17 protein-coding genes are annotated in these 16710 nt (G+C 58.2%); 9 read left to right on the top strand and 8 right to left on the bottom strand.

What is annotated here, in order from left to right:
- Positions 1-3: 3 nt before the first annotated feature.
- The 5 genes from rsxD to metG are packed head-to-tail and all read right to left on the bottom strand — an operon-like array spanning position 4 to position 6099.
- Positions 4-1056, bottom strand: coding sequence for an electron transport complex subunit RsxD (gene rsxD, locus VJ956_RS15115; protein WP_324085869.1), 1053 nt, complete (start codon positions 1054-1056; stop codon positions 4-6).
- Entirely contained in the window at positions 1056-2831 is a 1776-nt protein-coding gene (gene rsxC, locus VJ956_RS15110; protein WP_324085868.1) for an electron transport complex subunit RsxC, read from the bottom strand. The genes rsxD and rsxC overlap by 1 nt, the downstream gene beginning before the upstream one ends.
- The gene (gene rsxB, locus VJ956_RS15105) at positions 2831-3409 is read right to left on the bottom strand and encodes an electron transport complex subunit RsxB (protein WP_324085867.1); all 579 of its coding nucleotides are present in this window, start codon (positions 3407-3409) and stop codon (positions 2831-2833) included. The genes rsxC and rsxB overlap by 1 nt, the downstream gene beginning before the upstream one ends.
- Positions 3410-3424: 15 nt before the next feature.
- Positions 3425-4006: an electron transport complex subunit RsxA gene (rsxA, locus tag VJ956_RS15100; RefSeq protein ID WP_324085866.1), complete on the bottom strand. Its 582-nt coding sequence runs from the start codon at positions 4004-4006 to the stop codon at positions 3425-3427.
- A gap of 35 nt (positions 4007-4041) precedes the next feature.
- Positions 4042-6099 (bottom strand): methionine--tRNA ligase, encoded by a 2058-nt coding sequence (gene metG, locus VJ956_RS15095; RefSeq protein WP_324085865.1) that lies wholly within the window; start codon positions 6097-6099, stop codon positions 4042-4044.
- A 147-nt stretch (positions 6100-6246) separates the two neighbouring features.
- On the opposite strand from metG, the gene apbC reads away from it, so the two are divergent.
- The 4 genes from apbC (at position 6247) to VJ956_RS15075 (ending at position 10062) form a co-directional block, all read left to right on the top strand.
- Entirely contained in the window at positions 6247-7347 is a 1101-nt protein-coding gene (gene apbC / locus VJ956_RS15090; RefSeq protein WP_324085864.1) for an iron-sulfur cluster carrier protein ApbC, read from the top strand.
- A gap of 250 nt (positions 7348-7597) precedes the next feature.
- Positions 7598-8164, top strand: a complete 567-nt coding sequence (gene dcd / locus VJ956_RS15085; RefSeq protein WP_324085863.1) for a dCTP deaminase — start codon at positions 7598-7600, stop codon at positions 8162-8164.
- Positions 8165-8180: 16 nt separating this feature from the next.
- Entirely contained in the window at positions 8181-8780 is a 600-nt protein-coding gene (locus VJ956_RS15080; protein ID WP_324085862.1) for a YjaG family protein, read from the top strand.
- Position 8781: 1 nt separating this feature from the next.
- On the top strand, positions 8782-10062 hold the full coding sequence (locus VJ956_RS15075) for a valine--pyruvate transaminase (protein WP_324085861.1): 1281 nt from the start codon (positions 8782-8784) through the stop codon (positions 10060-10062).
- Here VJ956_RS15075 and VJ956_RS15070 read toward each other — a convergent pair.
- From VJ956_RS15070 to purM, 3 genes are all read right to left on the bottom strand, one after another.
- Positions 10031-10801: a DUF3108 domain-containing protein gene (locus tag VJ956_RS15070; protein ID WP_324085860.1), complete on the bottom strand. Its 771-nt coding sequence runs from the start codon at positions 10799-10801 to the stop codon at positions 10031-10033. The genes VJ956_RS15075 and VJ956_RS15070 overlap by 32 nt on opposite strands.
- A gap of 144 nt (positions 10802-10945) precedes the next feature.
- On the bottom strand, positions 10946-11626 hold the full coding sequence (purN, locus tag VJ956_RS15065) for a phosphoribosylglycinamide formyltransferase (RefSeq protein WP_324085859.1): 681 nt from the start codon (positions 11624-11626) through the stop codon (positions 10946-10948).
- Positions 11623-12687: a phosphoribosylformylglycinamidine cyclo-ligase gene (purM, locus tag VJ956_RS15060; protein ID WP_324085858.1), complete on the bottom strand. Its 1065-nt coding sequence runs from the start codon at positions 12685-12687 to the stop codon at positions 11623-11625. The genes purN and purM overlap by 4 nt, the downstream gene beginning before the upstream one ends.
- A 161-nt stretch (positions 12688-12848) precedes the next feature.
- Between purM and VJ956_RS15055 the strand changes: the two genes are divergently transcribed.
- From VJ956_RS15055 to VJ956_RS15035, 5 genes are all read left to right on the top strand, one after another.
- The gene (locus VJ956_RS15055; RefSeq protein ID WP_324085857.1) at positions 12849-14156 is read left to right on the top strand and encodes a DUF2066 domain-containing protein; all 1308 of its coding nucleotides are present in this window, start codon (positions 12849-12851) and stop codon (positions 14154-14156) included.
- A gap of 32 nt (positions 14157-14188) precedes the next feature.
- A complete protein-coding gene (locus VJ956_RS15050) occupies positions 14189-14746 on the top strand; it encodes a CDP-alcohol phosphatidyltransferase family protein (RefSeq protein WP_324085856.1) in 558 nt (185 codons plus the stop codon).
- Positions 14743-15444, top strand: a complete 702-nt coding sequence (hda, locus tag VJ956_RS15045) for a DnaA regulatory inactivator Hda (RefSeq protein ID WP_324085855.1) — start codon at positions 14743-14745, stop codon at positions 15442-15444. The genes VJ956_RS15050 and hda overlap by 4 nt, the downstream gene beginning before the upstream one ends.
- A 72-nt stretch (positions 15445-15516) precedes the next feature.
- Positions 15517-16314, top strand: a complete 798-nt coding sequence (locus VJ956_RS15040) for a ParA family protein (RefSeq protein ID WP_324085854.1) — start codon at positions 15517-15519, stop codon at positions 16312-16314.
- 45 nt (positions 16315-16359) lie between these two features.
- Entirely contained in the window at positions 16360-16698 is a 339-nt protein-coding gene (locus VJ956_RS15035; RefSeq protein ID WP_324085853.1) for a YqcC family protein, read from the top strand.
- The last annotated feature ends 12 nt before the right edge of the window (positions 16699-16710 follow it).

Raw genomic sequence — 16710 nt, 5'->3', positions numbered from 1 at the left:
AGCCTAGCCCTGTCCCTTGCGGGGTAATCCACGCCGGGCCTTATGGTGGCCATAAGTACGCGGAGGTGTGTAGTAATCAATGAAGGGGACAGCGAAGTTCATCAGCAGCACTGCGAAAGCGACCGCATCCGGGTAGGCGCCCCAGGTCCGGATAAGATAGATCAGAATACCGATGCCGGCGCCATAGATCAGTTTGCCCTGATGGCTGGTGGCGGCGGAAACCGGATCCGTGGCAATGAAAAACGCCCCCAGCATGGTGCCGCCTGCAAGCAGGTGCATGGACACCGGCGCGTACTGATCCGGATTGCTGCCAAAAGCCAGGCTCATGATGGCAAGCCCCGCGAGAAAACTGACCGGAATGTGCCAGGTAATGAGGCGCTGCCACAGCAGTAACAGCCCGCCCGCCAGAAAGCCCGCGTTGACCCATTCCCAGCCCCTGGCAATACCCTCGCCGAATGTGGGGTGTTGAAGGACCTCGGCGGCGGTCCGGGAGCTGATGTTGTGCTTGTATTGGTCCAGAGGGGTGGCCATGGTATAGGCGTCCACGGCTGTTTGCTGGCCGGACGCAATAACCTTGAGCGTTTCCCATATGCCCGGGGCGGTCCCCCAGACCAGACCGGGCTCCGCCCAGTTTGTGGTCATGGCTAGCGGAAATGAAATCAATACCAGCGCGTAGCCCACCATGGCAGGATTGAAAGGGTTGGAGCCGGTGCCGCCATAGAGTTGCTTGGCAAGGACGATGGCAGCCAGGACCGCGGTGGCAGACACCCAGAAAGGTACCAGTGGTGGCAGACAAAGCCCGAGCAAGAAGCCGGTCACGGCAGCGGTATTATCCTGTAAAAAGAACTTTACCGGCCGTCCGCGTAATCTGAGCATGGCCGCTTCCGCGCCAATCGCCAGTGCCATGCACCAGACCACGTTGATCAGGTTTCCCCAGCCAAAAAAGATAACCTGGGCCAGCAACCCGGGAAGAGCGGCCAGCATCACCCAGAGCATGACGTTCGACGTCGAACGGGCATGGCGGGCATGGGGCGATGATTGCTGGGCAAGTGCCATCAGTTCCGGGCTCCGGCAAGCGCTGTCTCGGCGCGTTTCACGCGATCGTGGTTTTTGGCGACGGCCCGCTCGAGCTGTTCCACGTTGTCGGCATTTTCGGCTCTGGCATCTTCCAGCATACTCTGCATGGTATTCAGTTTGGCGGTGGCCTGGGCCAGCTGTTTCTCCAGAGCTTCAAGATCAGGGGGCTCGGCCTGGTCAGTCGTTGCCGGGCCAGCCGCATCTGTCTTGCCAGCTTTGGCTTTTTTGCGCGCCAATGCTGCTGCCACCAGAGTGGATCTGGCAGCGTGATCGTCCGAGGGCTGGTCCTCTGCTTTCGCCTGTTGCTTTGCCTGGGCTTCGGCAGCGGCCTTTGCCCGGTCTTTCCGGCGCTGTTCTTTCTCATGCTGTTCGCGTTCGAGTCTGGCCTGACGGGCTTCAAAGCGCTCACGTGCCCGGTCCGCCTTCAGGAGTTCGGCCTGCTGCACGCGGATTTCGCCTTTTGCCGCCCGGTAATACTGGACCAGCGGGATTGAACTGGGGCAAACGTAGGAGCAGGCACCGCACTCGATGCAGTCGAACAGATTAAGGTGCTCAGCCTTTTCCAGCTCCCCGGCCCTGGAGTGCCAGAACAGCTGCTGCGGCAGAAGTTCCATCGGGCAGACTTCGGCGCACATGCCGCAGCGGATACAGGGCTGTTCCGGTGGTGGTGCGGGCAGCTCTTCGGCGGTGGCCGCGATCAGGCAGTTGGTGGTTTTCACCACCGGTACACCGGGCGTCTCGAGGGTATAGCCCATCATCGGGCCGCCCAGGATCAGCCGGTGGAGTTGCTGGGAATCCAGCCCGGTCTGCGCCAGCAGATGTTCGACCGGAGTGCCCAGCAGGACATCAAAAGTCCCGGGGCTGGATACAGCCCTGCCGGTGACGGTGACAACCCGCGATATCAGAGGCTCACCCTGGTGGATTGCGCGTGATACTGCGATAGCTGTTCCGGTATTCTGACACATCACGCCGATATCCGCGGGTATGCCGCCACTCGGAACTTCCATGCCGGTGAGGATCTGGATCAGCTGTTTTTCGCCACCGGACGGGTATTTGGTCGGAATGACCACCACTTCTGTCCGGGTGTTTTCAGTGGCTATTTTTACTGCCTCGATTGCTTCCGGTTTGTTGTCCTCTATGGCAATGACGCAGCGCTCGGGCCGAAGCACCCAGGCCATAACCCGCAGCCCCGCGACGATTTCATCGGCGCGTTCCCGCATCGTCATATCGTCAGCGGTGATGTAAGGCTCGCACTCTGCGCCGTTCAGGATCAGTGTGCTCACCTTCCGGTCTTTCGGGGGGCGCAGTTTGATATTGGTTGGAAACCCCGCGCCGCCAAGACCGGCAATGCCGTATTGTCGAATTCGCTCCAGAACGGTATCCCGGTCCAGGGCATGGTAATCCGCGATGGGCTCGCGCCCGGTCCACTGGTCGAGGCCGTCCGGGGCAATGGTAATACAGCGGTCACTCATACCCGACGGATGGGGCACGGGATGCATTGAGATCGCTTCAATTGTGCCGGATGTGGGCGCGTGGACGGGAACCCCGACAGCCCCCGGCACAGTGGCAATCACCTCACCCTTCAGCACCCTGTCACCGACGGCCACGCAGGCTTCAGCCGGGGCGCCGATATGCTGCTGAAGTGGCAGGATCAGCCGTTCCGGCAGCGATGATTGCCGAATCGGGCAAGCGGTAGACAGATGCTTGTGCTGTTCCGGGTGAATACCACCACTGAAATCCCAGAGTTGCGTCATCAGGCGCCGGCTCCCGCCCGGTCTGTCGCGATGATACCGGACCTCGGCGGCGACCAGGTCCAGCTCCGGATATCCGGTTCGATGGTAATCATGTCAATGCAATCAACGGGGCAGGGGTCCACACACAGGTCGCAGCCAGTGCATTCGCTTTCAATCACCGTATGCATTTGTTTTGCAGCGCCCAGAATTGCGTCTACCGGGCAGGCCTGAATGCACTTGGTACAGCCAATGCACTCGTCTTCACGGATCACCGCAACGCGTTTCGCCTGTTCCACGCCGTGCTCGGCGTCCAGTGGTTGGGGCTCAACATCCAGCAGGTCGGCCAGCGCCCTGATGGTAGTCTCGCCACCGGGAGGGCATTTGTTGATGGCGTCGCCGTTGGCGATGGATTCGGCGTAGGGCCGGCAACCGGGGAAGCCACACTGGCCGCACTGGGTCTGGGGCAGCAGTGAGTCAATCTCATCGACCAGCGGGTTGCCCTCAACCTTGAAGCGCTCGGAGGCAAAACCCAGCAAACCACCGAAAATCACGGCCAGTACCAGCAGAACACCCACGGCAATCAACAGACTTGTCCACATAGTCAGAATGCTCCGTCAGACTTTGACAAGGCCGGTAAAACCCATAAACGCCAGTGCCATTAACCCTGCGGTCACCATGCCAATGGCAGCGCCCTGAAAGGCAACGGGCACGTCAGCGACAGCGATGCGCTCGCGCAGGGCGGCAAACAGCACCAGCACCAGGGAGAATCCGGCTGCGGCCCCGAAACCATACAGCACCGATTCGACAAAATTATTATTCTTGTTGAGGTTAAGCAGAGCAACACCCAGCACCGCGCAGTTGGTGGTAATCAGCGGCAAGAAAATCCCCAGTACGCGATAGAGCAGGGGGCTGGTCTTGCGCACCACCATTTCGGTGAACTGCACCACCACCGCGATCACCAGAATGAAGGTGATCGTCTTCAGGAATGCCAGATCCAGCGGTTCCAGCAGGTAGGTGTAGGCGAGATAACTGCACACCGAAGCCAGGGTCAGCACGAAGGTCGTCGCCAGTGACATGCCCATGGCCGTTTCCAGCTTTCCGGACACCCCCATGAACGGGCAGAGTCCGAGAAACTGGACCAGCACAAAATTGTTCACCAGAATGGTGCTGACCAGGATAAGCAGGTACTCGGTCATCTGGGGGCTCCGTCGTTCGCCGTGGTCCGGCCAGGCTACATTATCCGCATACCGGGGGTGGCGCCCGCATCCGGCGACAGGATAAAGATGTCTTTACCGCCCGGACCTGCTGCAAGCACCATACCCTCTGACATACCAAACTTCATCTTGCGGGGTTTCAGGTTTGCCACCATCACCGTCAGCCGGCCGGTGAGATCTTCCGGTTCGTAGGCGGACTTGATGCCGGCAAAGACATTGCGTTCACCGTGGCCGATGTCCAGGGTGAGCTGCAGCAACTTGTCCGCACCTTCGACGCGTTCGGCTTTCACGATTCTGGCGACCCGGAGGTCGACCCTGGCAAAGGCGTCAAAATCGATCTCGTCTGAAATTGGCGCCGGCGCTTCCGCCTGTTCGTTTGCTGCGCCGGTGTCTGGAGCCCGGGAACCGGTGGCGACCGCCAGTTCCTCTTTCGAGGCATCCAGCATTTTTTCGATCTGGGCCATATCAACCCGGTTCATCAGCGGTTTGAATTTGTTGATGCTGTGGTTCTCGAGCCGGTTTTCACGGTTGTTCCAGTCCAGCCCCGCATTCAGGAATGCCTCGGAGGCTTTCGCGGTGTCCGGCAATACCGGCGCCAGATAGGTCATCAGCAACCGGAACATGTTGATGGCGTTGGTGCAGATGGCCTGAAGGTTTTGATCCGCGCCATCCTGTTTTGCGATCACCCAGGGCTGCTCGTCGTTCACATACTGGTTGGCGATATCCGCAAGCTCCATGACACGGCGCATTGCGCGGCCGAATTCCCGGGTTTCGTAGAAGTCCGCAATTTCATCACCGGCATTGACAAACGCTTTCAGCTTGTCGTGCTCGGTAACGGTGCCAAGCCTGCCCTGGAAACGCTTGGTGATAAACCCGGCACTGCGGCTGGCAATGTTCACGACCTTGCCGACCAGGTCCGAGTTCACCCGTGCGGCAAAGTCCTCGAGGTTGAGATCCATGTCATCGACGCCACCGGTCAGCTTGGAAGCAAAGTAGTAGCGCAGATATTCCGGGTTGAGATGGTCCAGATAGGTGCGGGCCATGATAAAGGTGCCGCGGGATTTGGACATCTTCTTGCCGTTCACCGTCACGAAGCCATGGGCCCAGACCGCGCTGGGGGTGCGGAATCCGGCGCTGTGGAGCATTGATGGCCAGAACAGGGCGTGGAAGTTGATGATATCCTTGCCGATGAAGTGATAGACCTCGGCGGTGGAATCCGCTTTCCAGAAACGATCGAAGTCGATGCCATCACGGTCACACAGGTTCTTGAAACTGGCCAGATAGCCAATGGGCGCGTCCAGCCAAACATAGAAGTATTTGCCGGGCGAGTCGGGGATTTCAAAGCCGAAATAGGGCGCATCCCGGCTGATATCCCACTCCTGCAGGCCTGCCTCCAGCCATTCCGCCAGCTTGTTCGCCACCTGTGGCTGCAGGGTGCCGCTGCGGGTCCAGTTGGCGAGAAAGTCCGCAAATTCGGGCAGCCGGAAGAAATAGTGTTCCGATTCCTTGTCAACGGGTGTTGCGCCGGAAACCGCAGACGTCGGATTAACAAGTTCAGCCGGCGTATAGGTGGCGCCACAGGCTTCGCAGTTGTCCCCGTACTGGTCTTCGGTCCTGCATTTGGGGCAGGTGCCCTTGATAAACCGGTCCGCCAGGAACATCTGCTTTTCCGGGTCGTAGGCCTGGATGATCTTGCGGGTGGCAATATGGCCGTGGTTCTGCAGTTGCCGGTAGATGTATTCCGAAAACTGCCGGTTTTCGGTCGAGTGGGTGGTGTAGTAGTTGTCAAAACGAATGTGGAAGCCGGAAAAATCCTGCTGATGTTCACCGCGGATCCGGTCGATCAGTTGCTCGGAAGAAATGCCTTCCCGCTCTGCCCGCAGCATGATGGCCGTGCCGTGAGCGTCGTCGGCGCACACGTAGTAGCAGTTCTCGCCCCGCATATTCTGATAGCGCACCCAGATATCGGTCTGGATATATTCCAGCAGATGGCCCAGATGGATGGGGCCATTGGCATAGGGAAGGGCGCTGGTTACCAGAATATCGCGCTGGTGCCGGGGGCTAGCTTGCGTCATGTTGTGTTCCGAACCTTCATTCGTGAGGATTGGGGCCGTATGGCCAGAAACGGGCACAAATGATACCTTCCAAGCAGAGTTTTTTCATCCGAAACACCCGGTTCCGGCCACATTTAAGTGCCGGAACACCCTATCCCGGAGATGCCAATGACCAAGATTTCCCAACAGGCCCTTGAATCGGCCGTCAAACAGTATCGGGATCCGTATCTGAACAGGGATTTATACGAACTTGGTGCGGTAAAGTCTCTGCAGGCCGATGACGCTGGCAGGGTCACTGTGTCAATTGAACTGCCCTACGCCTCGAAAGGCATCGCCGGCGCCGTAAAAGAGCTTGTCAGTAATGCCGTCGAGGACATTGACGGCGTCGGAAGTGTCGAGGTAACCGTCAGCCAGCGCATTCATTCCCATAAAGGCCAGAAAGACATTGCCTCTGTGCCGGGGGTGAAAAATATCATCGCTGTCGCTTCCGGCAAGGGTGGCGTGGGCAAGTCCACCACGGCAGTCAACCTGGCCCTTGCCCTGCACGCCGAAGGCGCCCGCGTGGGCATTCTGGACGCCGACATATACGGCCCCAGCATTGGCATGATGCTGGGCGTCCCCGAAGGCAAACGCCCGGAAACCCGGGAACAGAAATATTTCCTGCCGATGGAGGCCCATGGTCTGCAGGCGAACTCCATGGCCTTTGTGGTAACCGACAAAACTCCCATGGTCTGGCGCGGCCCCATGGTCAGCGGTGCCGTCATGCAATTGCTGCAACAGACCCTGTGGAACGAACTGGATTACCTCATTCTGGACATGCCCCCCGGCACCGGTGATATCCAGCTCACCATCGCCCAGAAAGTCCCGGTTACCGGCGCAGTGATTGTCACCACGCCCCAGGACATTGCTTTGCTGGACGGCAAAAAAGGCATCGAGATGTTCCGCAAGGTGGACATCCCGGTGCTTGGCGTGGTGGAAAACATGAGCGTTCACATCTGCAGCAACTGCGGCTACGAAGAACACCTGTTCGGCCAGCACGGCGGCGAGCGCATTGCCGAAGAGTACGACACCGCATTGCTTGGCCAGCTACCGCTGCACATCACCATTCGTGAGCAGACCGACGGCGGCATACCCTCGGTGGTGGCGGAACCCGACTCGGAAGTGGCCAGGCGCTACAAAGACATCGCCCGCAGAGTGAGCGCAGAACTGTCTACCCGGGAAAGAAATCTGACCGGCTCCATTTCGAGTGTCTCAGTAAGCGAACACTGATGCTGCTGCAAGAGGAATCCACGCGTAAACTCTGATCGCGCTTACGGATAGGGCAGATTCAAAACTGTGAAAAACATGGATGTTTTTCTCAAGCCTACAGGGATGTATCTACGGCGTGTTTTGAATCTGCCCTATCCGTAGGCGCAGCCCCAAGGATGCAGGTGATTTTAGGCCGGTTAAGGCTTCGACACCAAAACATCAAGCAGGTAAACTACGCCCACTTTTTTCAGGCCGAAACGAGACCCCACCCATGAGTATCAAATCCGACCTCTGGATCCGCCGAATGTCCGAGGACCACGGCATGATCGAACCCTTCGAGTACGATCAGGTCCGCGAGAACGAAAGAGGCCGGGTCATCTCCTACGGCACCTCAAGCTACGGCTACGATGTGCGCTGCAGCGACGAATTCAAGATCTTCACCAATGTTCATTCGGCCACCGTTGATCCCAAGAACTTCGATGAGAACAGCTTCGTAAACTATACCGGCGACGTCTGCATCATCCCGCCAAACTCCTTTGCGCTGGCCCGCACGGTGGAATATTTCCGGATCCCGCGCAGCGTACTGACTATCTGCCTGGGCAAATCCACCTATGCCCGCTGCGGTATCATCGTTAACGTCACACCTCTTGAGCCGGAGTGGGAAGGGCAGGTCACCCTGGAATTTTCCAATACCAGTAACCTGCCAGCAAAAATCTATGCCAACGAAGGCGTCGCCCAGATGCTGTTTTTCGAGTCTGACGAGATGTGCGAAACCAGCTACAAGGATCGGGGCGGCAAATACTTCGGCCAGACAGGCGTGACGCTTCCACGCACATGAGCAAAGGCAACCTGACGTGAATGCCAACCAGTTTCTCAAAGCCGTATCCCAGCTCCAGGGTTGGCGCGAGTTTGCCTTTATTATGGCACTGGCCGAGCGATCATTTCCCAATTACGCGCTGTTTGCAGACGCGGTTGAGCTGAAGACCGGGGGAAAAATGCGCCAGCTGCTCGACCTTGGCTGGGACATGCTACAGCGAGAAACGTCTGAAGCCACTATCCCGCAGTTACTGGCGAGACTGGAAACGCTTTCCCCCGATGTGGATGCCTACGATGCCTATGGCGTGTATCCGGCATTCGATTTCTGCCAGATCCTTGAACAGGCCCTGCTGAACCGGTTAAATCCCTCGAAGCATCGCGCAACCGGAGTCTCCCGGATTGCCACTGCAACGGTCATGAAATTTATCGAGCTCTCTGAAGGCGAAGACCTTGATGAGGACCAGTTGGTGCGGCTTCTGGAGCAGCACCCCCTGATGAAAGAAGACAAGGTGTTCCAGCGGGATCTGGTGCTGTCTCTCAAGCGCCAACGCACGCCCACAACCCAGTTTGTTGAAGCTATCCGCAAGGATGCAGCTAACGATGGCGTCAGCAATCTGGGCATATCCCTGAGCGACTGATATGAAATTATCCTCCTTTGGTCAGAAGTTTACCGCCAATTCCGGCATCACCTCTCTCATGGATGACCTGGGCAACGCCCTTGCTTCGGGCGACGACATGATCATGATGGGCGGGGGTAATCCCGGGCATATTCCGGAGATACAGCAGCGGGTCCAGCAGATTCTTGCCGACATGAGTCGCAGCGAGGAGGACGTACGTCGCGTCGTCGGTATTTATGACCCACCCCAGGGCGAGAAACAGTTCATCGGGTCGCTGGCGGATTTACTGAACCGTGAGTATGGCTGGGACCTCAAACCGGAAAATATTGCCCTGACCAATGGCAGCCAGGCTGCTTTTTTCATGCTGTTCAACATGTTTGGCGGCCGTTATGGCGATGGTCATCGCAAGCATATCCTGTTGCCTCTGGCGCCGGAATACATCGGTTATGCCGACGCTGGCATCGAGCCCGAGTTGTTTCGTGCGGTGCAACCGGATATTTCGTTTACCGATGCCCACGAGTTCAAGTACCGGGTGGATTTCGACGCCGTAGAGGTGACGGGTGAAACCGGCGCTATCTGCGTATCCCGCCCCACCAATCCCACCGGCAACGTCATTACCGACGAAGAGCTCGATCGCCTGGAAGCGCTGGCCCGGCAGCATGATATCCCGCTGATTGTGGACGGCGCCTATGGCACACCCTTTCCGAACCTGGTGTTCACGGCAGCCACACCGCACTGGAACGACCAGATCATACTCTGCCTGAGCCTTTCCAAGCTGGGTCTGCCTGCCGTCAGAACCGGGGTCGTGATTGCGTCAGAGCCCGTTATCAAGGCACTTTCGAGCATCAACGCCATTATGAACCTGGCCACCGGCAGTTTCGGCGCCATGCTGGCAGAGCCGCTGGTGAAATCCGGGGAAATTCTGTCGCTCAGCAACGATGTGGTTTGTCCTTTCTACCGCAACAAGATGGAAAAAGCGGTTGCCGTCTTCGGACAGGCCATGGGAGAAGATTCTTGCCGCTGGTACATTCACAAGCCCGAAGGCGCGATGTTTTTATGGCTGTGGTTTCCGGGTCTGCCCATTACCAGTCTCGAGCTTTACCAGCGCCTGAAGGCAAGAGGTGTGCTGGTGGTTTCGGGCCACTATTTTTTCCCGGGGCTGCCGGAGGATGACTGGAAGCACCGGCACGAGTGTCTGCGTGTGACCTATTCCCAGGATGATGATCGCGTTGCTGACGGACTGCGGATCATCGCGGACGAGGTTAAATCACTCAGCCGCCTAGCCGGGCCTCGGCAAGGCTGATTTCGTACTCGCTGCCATCGGGTTCGATCTGCAGCAGTCTGACCAGCAGATAATCCTGATCTGGTGCAAACCACATCAGGGTCTTGCGCTTACTGTCGTCGTCACGCACCTTTTCCGCTTTCAGGGTTGTCAGCCTCTCGCCATTGCTGGTCAGGGTTTCCTCGTCAATGACCGCAAAACGGTCGGTGTCGTAACGGCCTTTATCAATAACCCGGTAGGTCATATCCCTTTGCCCGGCCTTGATGTCCTGGCGCAGTTGCAACTGGTAGCCCATCGGGTCCAGGGCGCCTTCCTCCAGCGCCAACGAGAATTTCCGGCCCCGATGGTGGCCTGTTGCCACACCGTTGTCCCAGTCAAAATCAATGGCCTGCTTTCGATCTTTGATCATGAACCCTGACAGGCTGTAGCGATAGCGCAGGGGTACAACCTGCCCGTCTTCCCAGCGAAAGATCAGTGACTCATCAATGTCCGCGATCAGTGAATCCACATCTGTCTGGTAGTGCCAGATGCCACCACTGCGCTCCTGCAGCGTACGGCGGGCCTCACCACTCAGGGCAAAGCCTTTTTCCATCGAGGCTTTGTAGCTGACTTCCAGGGGTAGCAGCGATGAGGATTGCGCGCCGGTTTCAGGTTCAGCTCCGGATCCGGTCCCGGAATCCGCAGCGGTTGCAGGATAAATGCCCAGCAGGGCAGCCAGCAGCAGATAGTGAATCAGCACAGTAACCAGGGATTTCATCATGGCGAACATCCGTCCAGCATTCTTTGGCGCGGTCAGCATGGTGCGTAACCAGTGCGTGAATGGTGCGCGAGTGTGTCAGCATAACGCGGACCAGATACCCGGACGATGACGATATGTTTAAGGAGCCTCTGAACAACTCCTGAATCAGGCGTCGGATGGGTCCGGGTCATCAGGGAGAACCATCGGCTGTTTCAGTGGTTGGCCATCGAACAATACATGGTCATCGCCAAGCTGAATGCGACCCTCGCAGAACCAGCGGACAACAATCGGATAGAGCAGGTGTTCTCTGGCCTGAACTTTCTCAGCCAGGGTTTGCGCTGTGTCGTCCCGGGCAACCCGGACCTCGGCCTGCGCAATAACGGGGCCACCATCAAGCTCTTCGGTCACGAAGTGAATGGAGGTTCCGTGAATCTGATCGCCTGCATCCAGCGCGCGCTGGTGGGTATTCAGGCCCGTGTATTTCGGCAATAGCGACGGATGGACGTTTATCAGGGTGCCCCTGAGAGCCTGCACGAAATCGTCGGTCAGAATTCGCATGAAGCCCGCCAGACAGATCAGGTCCGGATTATGACGTCTGATCTCTGCCATCAACTTGCCGTCAAACTCCTGCCGGGAGCCACTGCGGGTATGATCCACGGTAAAGTGCGCAATGTTGGCCTGGGCTGCCCGCTCAAGCGCGAATGCGTTGGGCCGGTTGCAACCAACGGCGACGATCTGTCCCGGAAAATCCCGCTGCTGGCTGGCGTTAATCAGGGACTGAAGATTGGTGCCGTTGCCGGAGGCCAGGACCAGGATTCGCGGCGCAGTTACCGGATCAGCCTTCATACCGCCAGCAACCCTGGCGCATAGCGCACCGAAGCCGGTGTCGAGCTGCTTGCTGCCGACTCGATGATACCCACCTGCCAGGCGTTTTCGCCAAGCCCTTCGAGCGTGTCCAGAGCGAGATCTTTCTGGTTGGCCGGCACGCAGACCACCATGCCGATTCCGCAGTTGAAAGTGCGGTACATCTCCTCACTGGCAACGCCTCCGGCGGTTTTGAGCCATTCGAACACCGCCGGCAGTTTCCAGCTGGCGGTGTCAATGGCAGCAATGATGCCGTCCGGTAATACCCGCGGAATATTTTCCGGTAGGCCGCCGCCGGTTATATGGGACAGGGCGCGTACCTCGACTTCCTTGTTCAGCTGCAACAGGCTTTTGACGTAAATGCGGGTAGGGGCCATCAGGGCATTGGCCAGGGTGGTCCCGCCAATGCCCTGATCAAGGTTGGCGTTGCTCACCTCCAGGATCTTGCGGATCAGTGAGTAACCGTTCGAGTGGGGGCCGGAAGACCCCAGTGCCAGCAGCACATCGCCGGATTGCACGCGGCTGCCATCAATGATTTCACTGCGCTCGGCAATGCCCACACAAAAACCTGCCAGGTCATAGTCATCGCCTTCATACATTCCCGGCATTTCAGCGGTTTCACCACCCACCAGAGCGCAACCGGACAACTCACAACCGCGGCCGATGCCTTCAACGACCTGGGCCGCCACATCGACGTTAAGCTTGCCCGTGGCGTAATAGTCGAGAAAGAACAGCGGTTCCGCACCACCGACGACCAGGTCGTTTACGCACATGGCCACCAGGTCAATGCCAATGGTGTCGTGCTTCTGAAGCTGCATCGCCAGTCGCAATTTGGTTCCGACACCGTCGGTGCCAGATACCATCACCGGTTCGTGATAGCCGGGCGGAATCGCCACCATGGCACCGAAGCCGCCGAGGCCACCGAGGACTTCCGGCCTGCGGGTCCTGGCGGCGGTGTCCTTGATCCGGTTGACGAGTTCGTTGCCGGCGTCGATGTCGACGCCGGCATCGCGGTAGCTGAGGGACGGCTTGTCTTCGCTCATGGAGTGTTCAACCAGTTGGGTTGTGAGTCAGGCGCGGAATTTTAACAGCTGAAAGGTGGGGCTCCAAATGCAATTGCAAGTGGAGATTCTGCAATCCCCGGTTGCTACTTTCGGCCCGGACCTTGGTGTATCCTAGGCTTCCAAGAGTTCCAGGACCAATCATGCAAGGCTCAGGAATTACCCCGATGGCAATAGCGCAGAAAATAGTTCGTATATTCACCAGGGTCGCGATTATGTCGCTGCTGGCACTGGCACTGCCGGTGTCAGCGGTCACCGTGCCGGGGCTGTATTCAGTCGAGGTGCCGGTTGAGACCTCGCAACCGGAGGATCTGGCCGAAGGTTATTCCGCCGGCCTGAGCCGGGTTTTCGTGCGAGTTTCCGGTTCTCAGAAGGTGTTGCAGAAAGAGGGTGTCCAGGAACTGCTGGACAATGCCGAGTCGCTCCTGCAGTCCTACCAGTTCCTGCGCTCCGAAGACGACGGCAATCGCCTGCGAATGGCCTTTGGTGCGGTCGGGGTGAACCGTGCCCTGGCTTCTGTTGATGCGCCGGTATGGGGGGCCAATCGTCCGCTGACGCTTGCCTGGATTGCCGTTGAATCCGCTGGCTCCCGTGACCTGTTGCATCGGCAGGAGGATCCGGAAGCCTCGTCGCTCTGGCTGGATGCCTTTACCGAGGCTGCCGCGGATCGGGGACTGCCGCTTGCGCTGCCTCCGGCATCATATGCCGACCGCCGGGAACTGATGTCCGATATCTGGGGCCAGTTTACCGGTAATGTCCGGGCCGCGTCCGAGAATCTCAGCCATGACCTGATTGCAATGGTCCGGGTCAGCCGCTCGGGCAGCGAATGGCGTGCCGGCTGGGTTTTTGATGGCATGGGGCTTGAAGGCCCGGAACAATCCCTCACCGCTGACGACCCCCGTCAGCTCGCTGCTGCCGTTGTCGGCCGCTGGACCGATGCCTTTGCCGAGCGTTATGCGGTCGCTGGCAGCGATGTGGGCGAATCTCCACAGGTTGATATCGTTCTGCATGGTATTGACGGAGTTGAAGCTTACGGGCAGGCAAACCGTGTCCTCAAGAACCTTTCGCCGGTCGAGAATGCCGGTGCGACTGCAACCAGGGATAGCCGTGTCACTCTTCGCGTGACCTTCTCGGGAGAAATTGAGCAATTAAAACGGTATATTGCTCTGGATCCGCGCCTGGTGCCGCTCTCCGAGGCAGAGGTATCGAATCTGCCTGCAGCTGAAGACGCCGCCGACAGTAATCAGGACGAGTCAACGGAAAGCTCTGCGCCCGCTCCATTCATCATGTCTCCGCTCGACAATACAGCACCGGATATCGATTCCCTGTTCGCTTATGACGATCTGCTGGCTGAGGAAGAGGAAGCCGACAAAGCTTTTGAGTCGCTTTATCAGGTGCTGCATTATCGTTGGCAACCGGCGTCAGTGATCCAGGGTGAGAGCGGCGGGTGAACGGGCCCGATAAGGCTTCAGGGAGAGGGGGTATGGCTCAGAACTGGTGCTGGATTCCGAACGCGTTGACGTTGCTGCGGATTCTGCTGGTATTGCCGTTTGCGGTGGCTCTGCTTGCCACGGAATATCGTATCGCCCTGGTTATCTTTTTCGTGGCCGCCGCTACCGATGCCCTCGATGGTTTTCTTGCCCGTGAATTTGACTGGCGGACGCGCCTGGGTGCAATTGCCGATCCGCTGGCTGATAAAGTGCTGCTGATCGCTGCCTATCTGATGCTCACCCTGAACGGCGTGCTGCCTTACTGGTTGTTCTGGTTGGTCCTGGGTCGGGATCTGCTGATCGTGAGTGGTGGACTGGTCTACCATTACTGCATCGGCCACTTTGATCTGCAGCCAAGCCTGCCCGGTAAGCTAAACACCCTGATCCAGATTCTGGTTGCCCTGGCCATTATGGTTTTGCTGGCCGGTCTGCCGATGATGCCCCGGGTTATCGAGTTCGGCAGTGTACTGGTGGCTGTTTCCGCATTGCTCAGTGGTGGTCACTACCTGTTGGTCTGGGGCTTGAAGGCCTGGAGGGCAAGGCAGACGTGATTGCGGGGCAACTGGCACTGGGCGTAAAGCTGCGAGACGATGCCCGCTTTGACAACTTCCATGGTGAACGCAATGCCGAAGCGGCAAGCCGTCTTCGCACCGCCGTGGAGCAGCAGCACGACCGTCCCCGGTCCATCGTTATCTGCGGGGATGGGGAGACCGGCAAAAGCCATCTGTTGCAGGGGGTTTGCCACCTGGCAGAACGGCAGCAGCGCCAGGCCATTTGTGTAAGCATGACAGAACTGCTGCACTTTGGTCCGGATGCCATCGGTGGACTTGAGTTGAATGCGGTGGTCTGTCTGGATGATCTGGACAGGGTTGCCGGGCTACCAGAATGGGAAGAAGCCGTTTTTCACCTGTATAATCGAATCGATGACCGGGACGGACAGATAGTGATCAGCCTCTCGGATCTGCCGGCGCAGCTACCCTTTTCGCTTCCCGATCTGGTTTCGCGTCTGCGTCACGGCTTGCTGATACAGCTGGGGATCAACCGGGATGACGACCGCCTGCGCATTCTGGTTGCCCGGGCCGAGCAGCGGGGCCTGGTGTTGAGCGAAGACGTGGCCGGGTTTATCCTCAAGCGGGCATCGCGCAGCCTGGCGGATCTGCTGGCGGTACTGGATCAGCTTGATGATAAATCGCTCAAGGCCCGGCGGCGGCTGACCATCCCGTTTGTGAAGTCAGTAATGGGATGGTAGGGAAACGGGATGACAGTGCACCGGTGGTGTAAGCCGCAGGATAACCGACAGGATTAACCAAGAGGAAAAAACATGAGGCGAGTGGTATTCAATCAGAAGGGTGGCGTCGGTAAATCCAGCATCACCTGTAATCTGGCCGCCATCAGTGCGGCCCGTGGCAAGCGGACGCTGGTTGTTGATCTGGATCCGCAGGGGAATTCCACCCAGTACCTGCTGGGCAAGTCCGTCTCGGACCTTAAGGACACCGTGGCGGATTATCTGGAACAGACCATTGCCTTCACTGTATTCAGTCGCCGGCCGGATGAATTTGTCCACGCCACAGCCTTTGATAATCTGTTTGTCATGCCCTCAAGCCCGGAGCTGGACTTTCTTGAGCGCAAGCTGGAAGCCAAGCACAAGATCTACAAGCTCCGCGAGGCCCTGAAAAAGCTCAGTGAATCGTTTGATGCCATTTATATTGATACCGCTCCGGCGCTGAATTTTTACAGCCGGTCTGCGCTTATTGCCTCCCAGCGCTGTCTGATTCCCTTTGACTGTGATGATTTCTCACGCCAGGCGCTGTACAGCATCCTGCATGAAATCCGTGAGCTTCAGGAGGATCACAATGAGGATCTGGTGGTCGAGGGAATTGTGGCTAACCAGTTCCAGCCCCGTGCCAGCCTGCCGAAGCAACTGGTGCGTGAACTGATGGATGAAGGGCTGCCGGTTTTGCCGGTACGGCTATCCAGTTCGGTAAAGATGAAAGAATCGCACCAGACCAAAAAGCCGCTGATTCACCTGGCCCCGAAACATCCGCTGACCCGGCAGTATCAGGACCTGTTCGCAGTGCTGCATGGTGAGAAAGTTGAGTTGGAGCCCCTGGCCGACTAATCAGAGCCGTTTGCCAACTGAACAGACCGGAAGGGGGGAAGCTTAATGGCCGGTGCATCCGACCATGTCGCCAGAGTCGCAGACAGTCTCATCCAGATCGAGATTGAATTAAGGCGCCTGGGCGTGTGGGAAAGCAGACCGCCGTCCAGGGAGGCGCTGCAGAGTACCCAGCCGTTTGCTATTGACCGCCTGGAGTTCACGCAGTGGCTTCAGTTTGTCTTCATCGCCCGCATGAAAGTGCTGATTGAGGCGGGGCGGCCAGTGCCGGAGGTTTCGGGGATGGCGCCCATGGCGGAAGAGCATTTCCGCGCCCGCAAGGAGTCCGGCAAGGACCTGATCGAGGCGCTGGCGGAAATGGACCGGTTGTTGTCAGGCAGAGGCTGAAGGCCTCAGGCG

It is taken from the genome of Marinobacter sp., assembly GCF_035268745.1.
GTDB lineage: Bacteria > Pseudomonadota > Gammaproteobacteria > Pseudomonadales > Oleiphilaceae > Marinobacter.
The sequence above is the reverse complement of the archived record's forward strand: the minus strand, read 5'-3'. Positions and strand labels throughout refer to the sequence as shown.

Excerpts from the sequence above, each read along its gene's own strand:
- rsxD (WP_324085869.1), bottom strand. The coding sequence starts at position 1,056 with ATGGCACTTGCCCAGCAATCATCGCCCCATGCCCGCCATGCCCGTTCG.
- rsxC (WP_324085868.1), bottom strand. The coding sequence starts at position 2,831 with ATGACGCAACTCTGGGATTTCAGTGGTGGTATTCACCCGGAACAGCAC.
- rsxB (WP_324085867.1), bottom strand. The coding sequence starts at position 3,409 with ATGTGGACAAGTCTGTTGATTGCCGTGGGTGTTCTGCTGGTACTGGCC.
- rsxA (WP_324085866.1), bottom strand. The coding sequence starts at position 4,006 with ATGACCGAGTACCTGCTTATCCTGGTCAGCACCATTCTGGTGAACAAT.
- metG (WP_324085865.1), bottom strand. The coding sequence starts at position 6,099 with ATGACGCAAGCTAGCCCCCGGCACCAGCGCGATATTCTGGTAACCAGC.
- apbC (WP_324085864.1), top strand. The coding sequence starts at position 6,247 with ATGACCAAGATTTCCCAACAGGCCCTTGAATCGGCCGTCAAACAGTAT.
- dcd (WP_324085863.1), top strand. The coding sequence starts at position 7,598 with ATGAGTATCAAATCCGACCTCTGGATCCGCCGAATGTCCGAGGACCAC.
- VJ956_RS15075 (WP_324085861.1), top strand. The coding sequence starts at position 8,782 with ATGAAATTATCCTCCTTTGGTCAGAAGTTTACCGCCAATTCCGGCATC.
- VJ956_RS15070 (WP_324085860.1), bottom strand. The coding sequence starts at position 10,801 with ATGATGAAATCCCTGGTTACTGTGCTGATTCACTATCTGCTGCTGGCT.
- purN (WP_324085859.1), bottom strand. The coding sequence starts at position 11,626 with ATGAAGGCTGATCCGGTAACTGCGCCGCGAATCCTGGTCCTGGCCTCC.
- purM (WP_324085858.1), bottom strand. The coding sequence starts at position 12,687 with ATGAGCGAAGACAAGCCGTCCCTCAGCTACCGCGATGCCGGCGTCGAC.
- VJ956_RS15055 (WP_324085857.1), top strand. The coding sequence starts at position 12,849 with ATGCAAGGCTCAGGAATTACCCCGATGGCAATAGCGCAGAAAATAGTT.
- VJ956_RS15050 (WP_324085856.1), top strand. The coding sequence starts at position 14,189 with ATGGCTCAGAACTGGTGCTGGATTCCGAACGCGTTGACGTTGCTGCGG.
- VJ956_RS15040 (WP_324085854.1), top strand. The coding sequence starts at position 15,517 with ATGAGGCGAGTGGTATTCAATCAGAAGGGTGGCGTCGGTAAATCCAGC.
- VJ956_RS15035 (WP_324085853.1), top strand. The coding sequence starts at position 16,360 with ATGGCCGGTGCATCCGACCATGTCGCCAGAGTCGCAGACAGTCTCATC.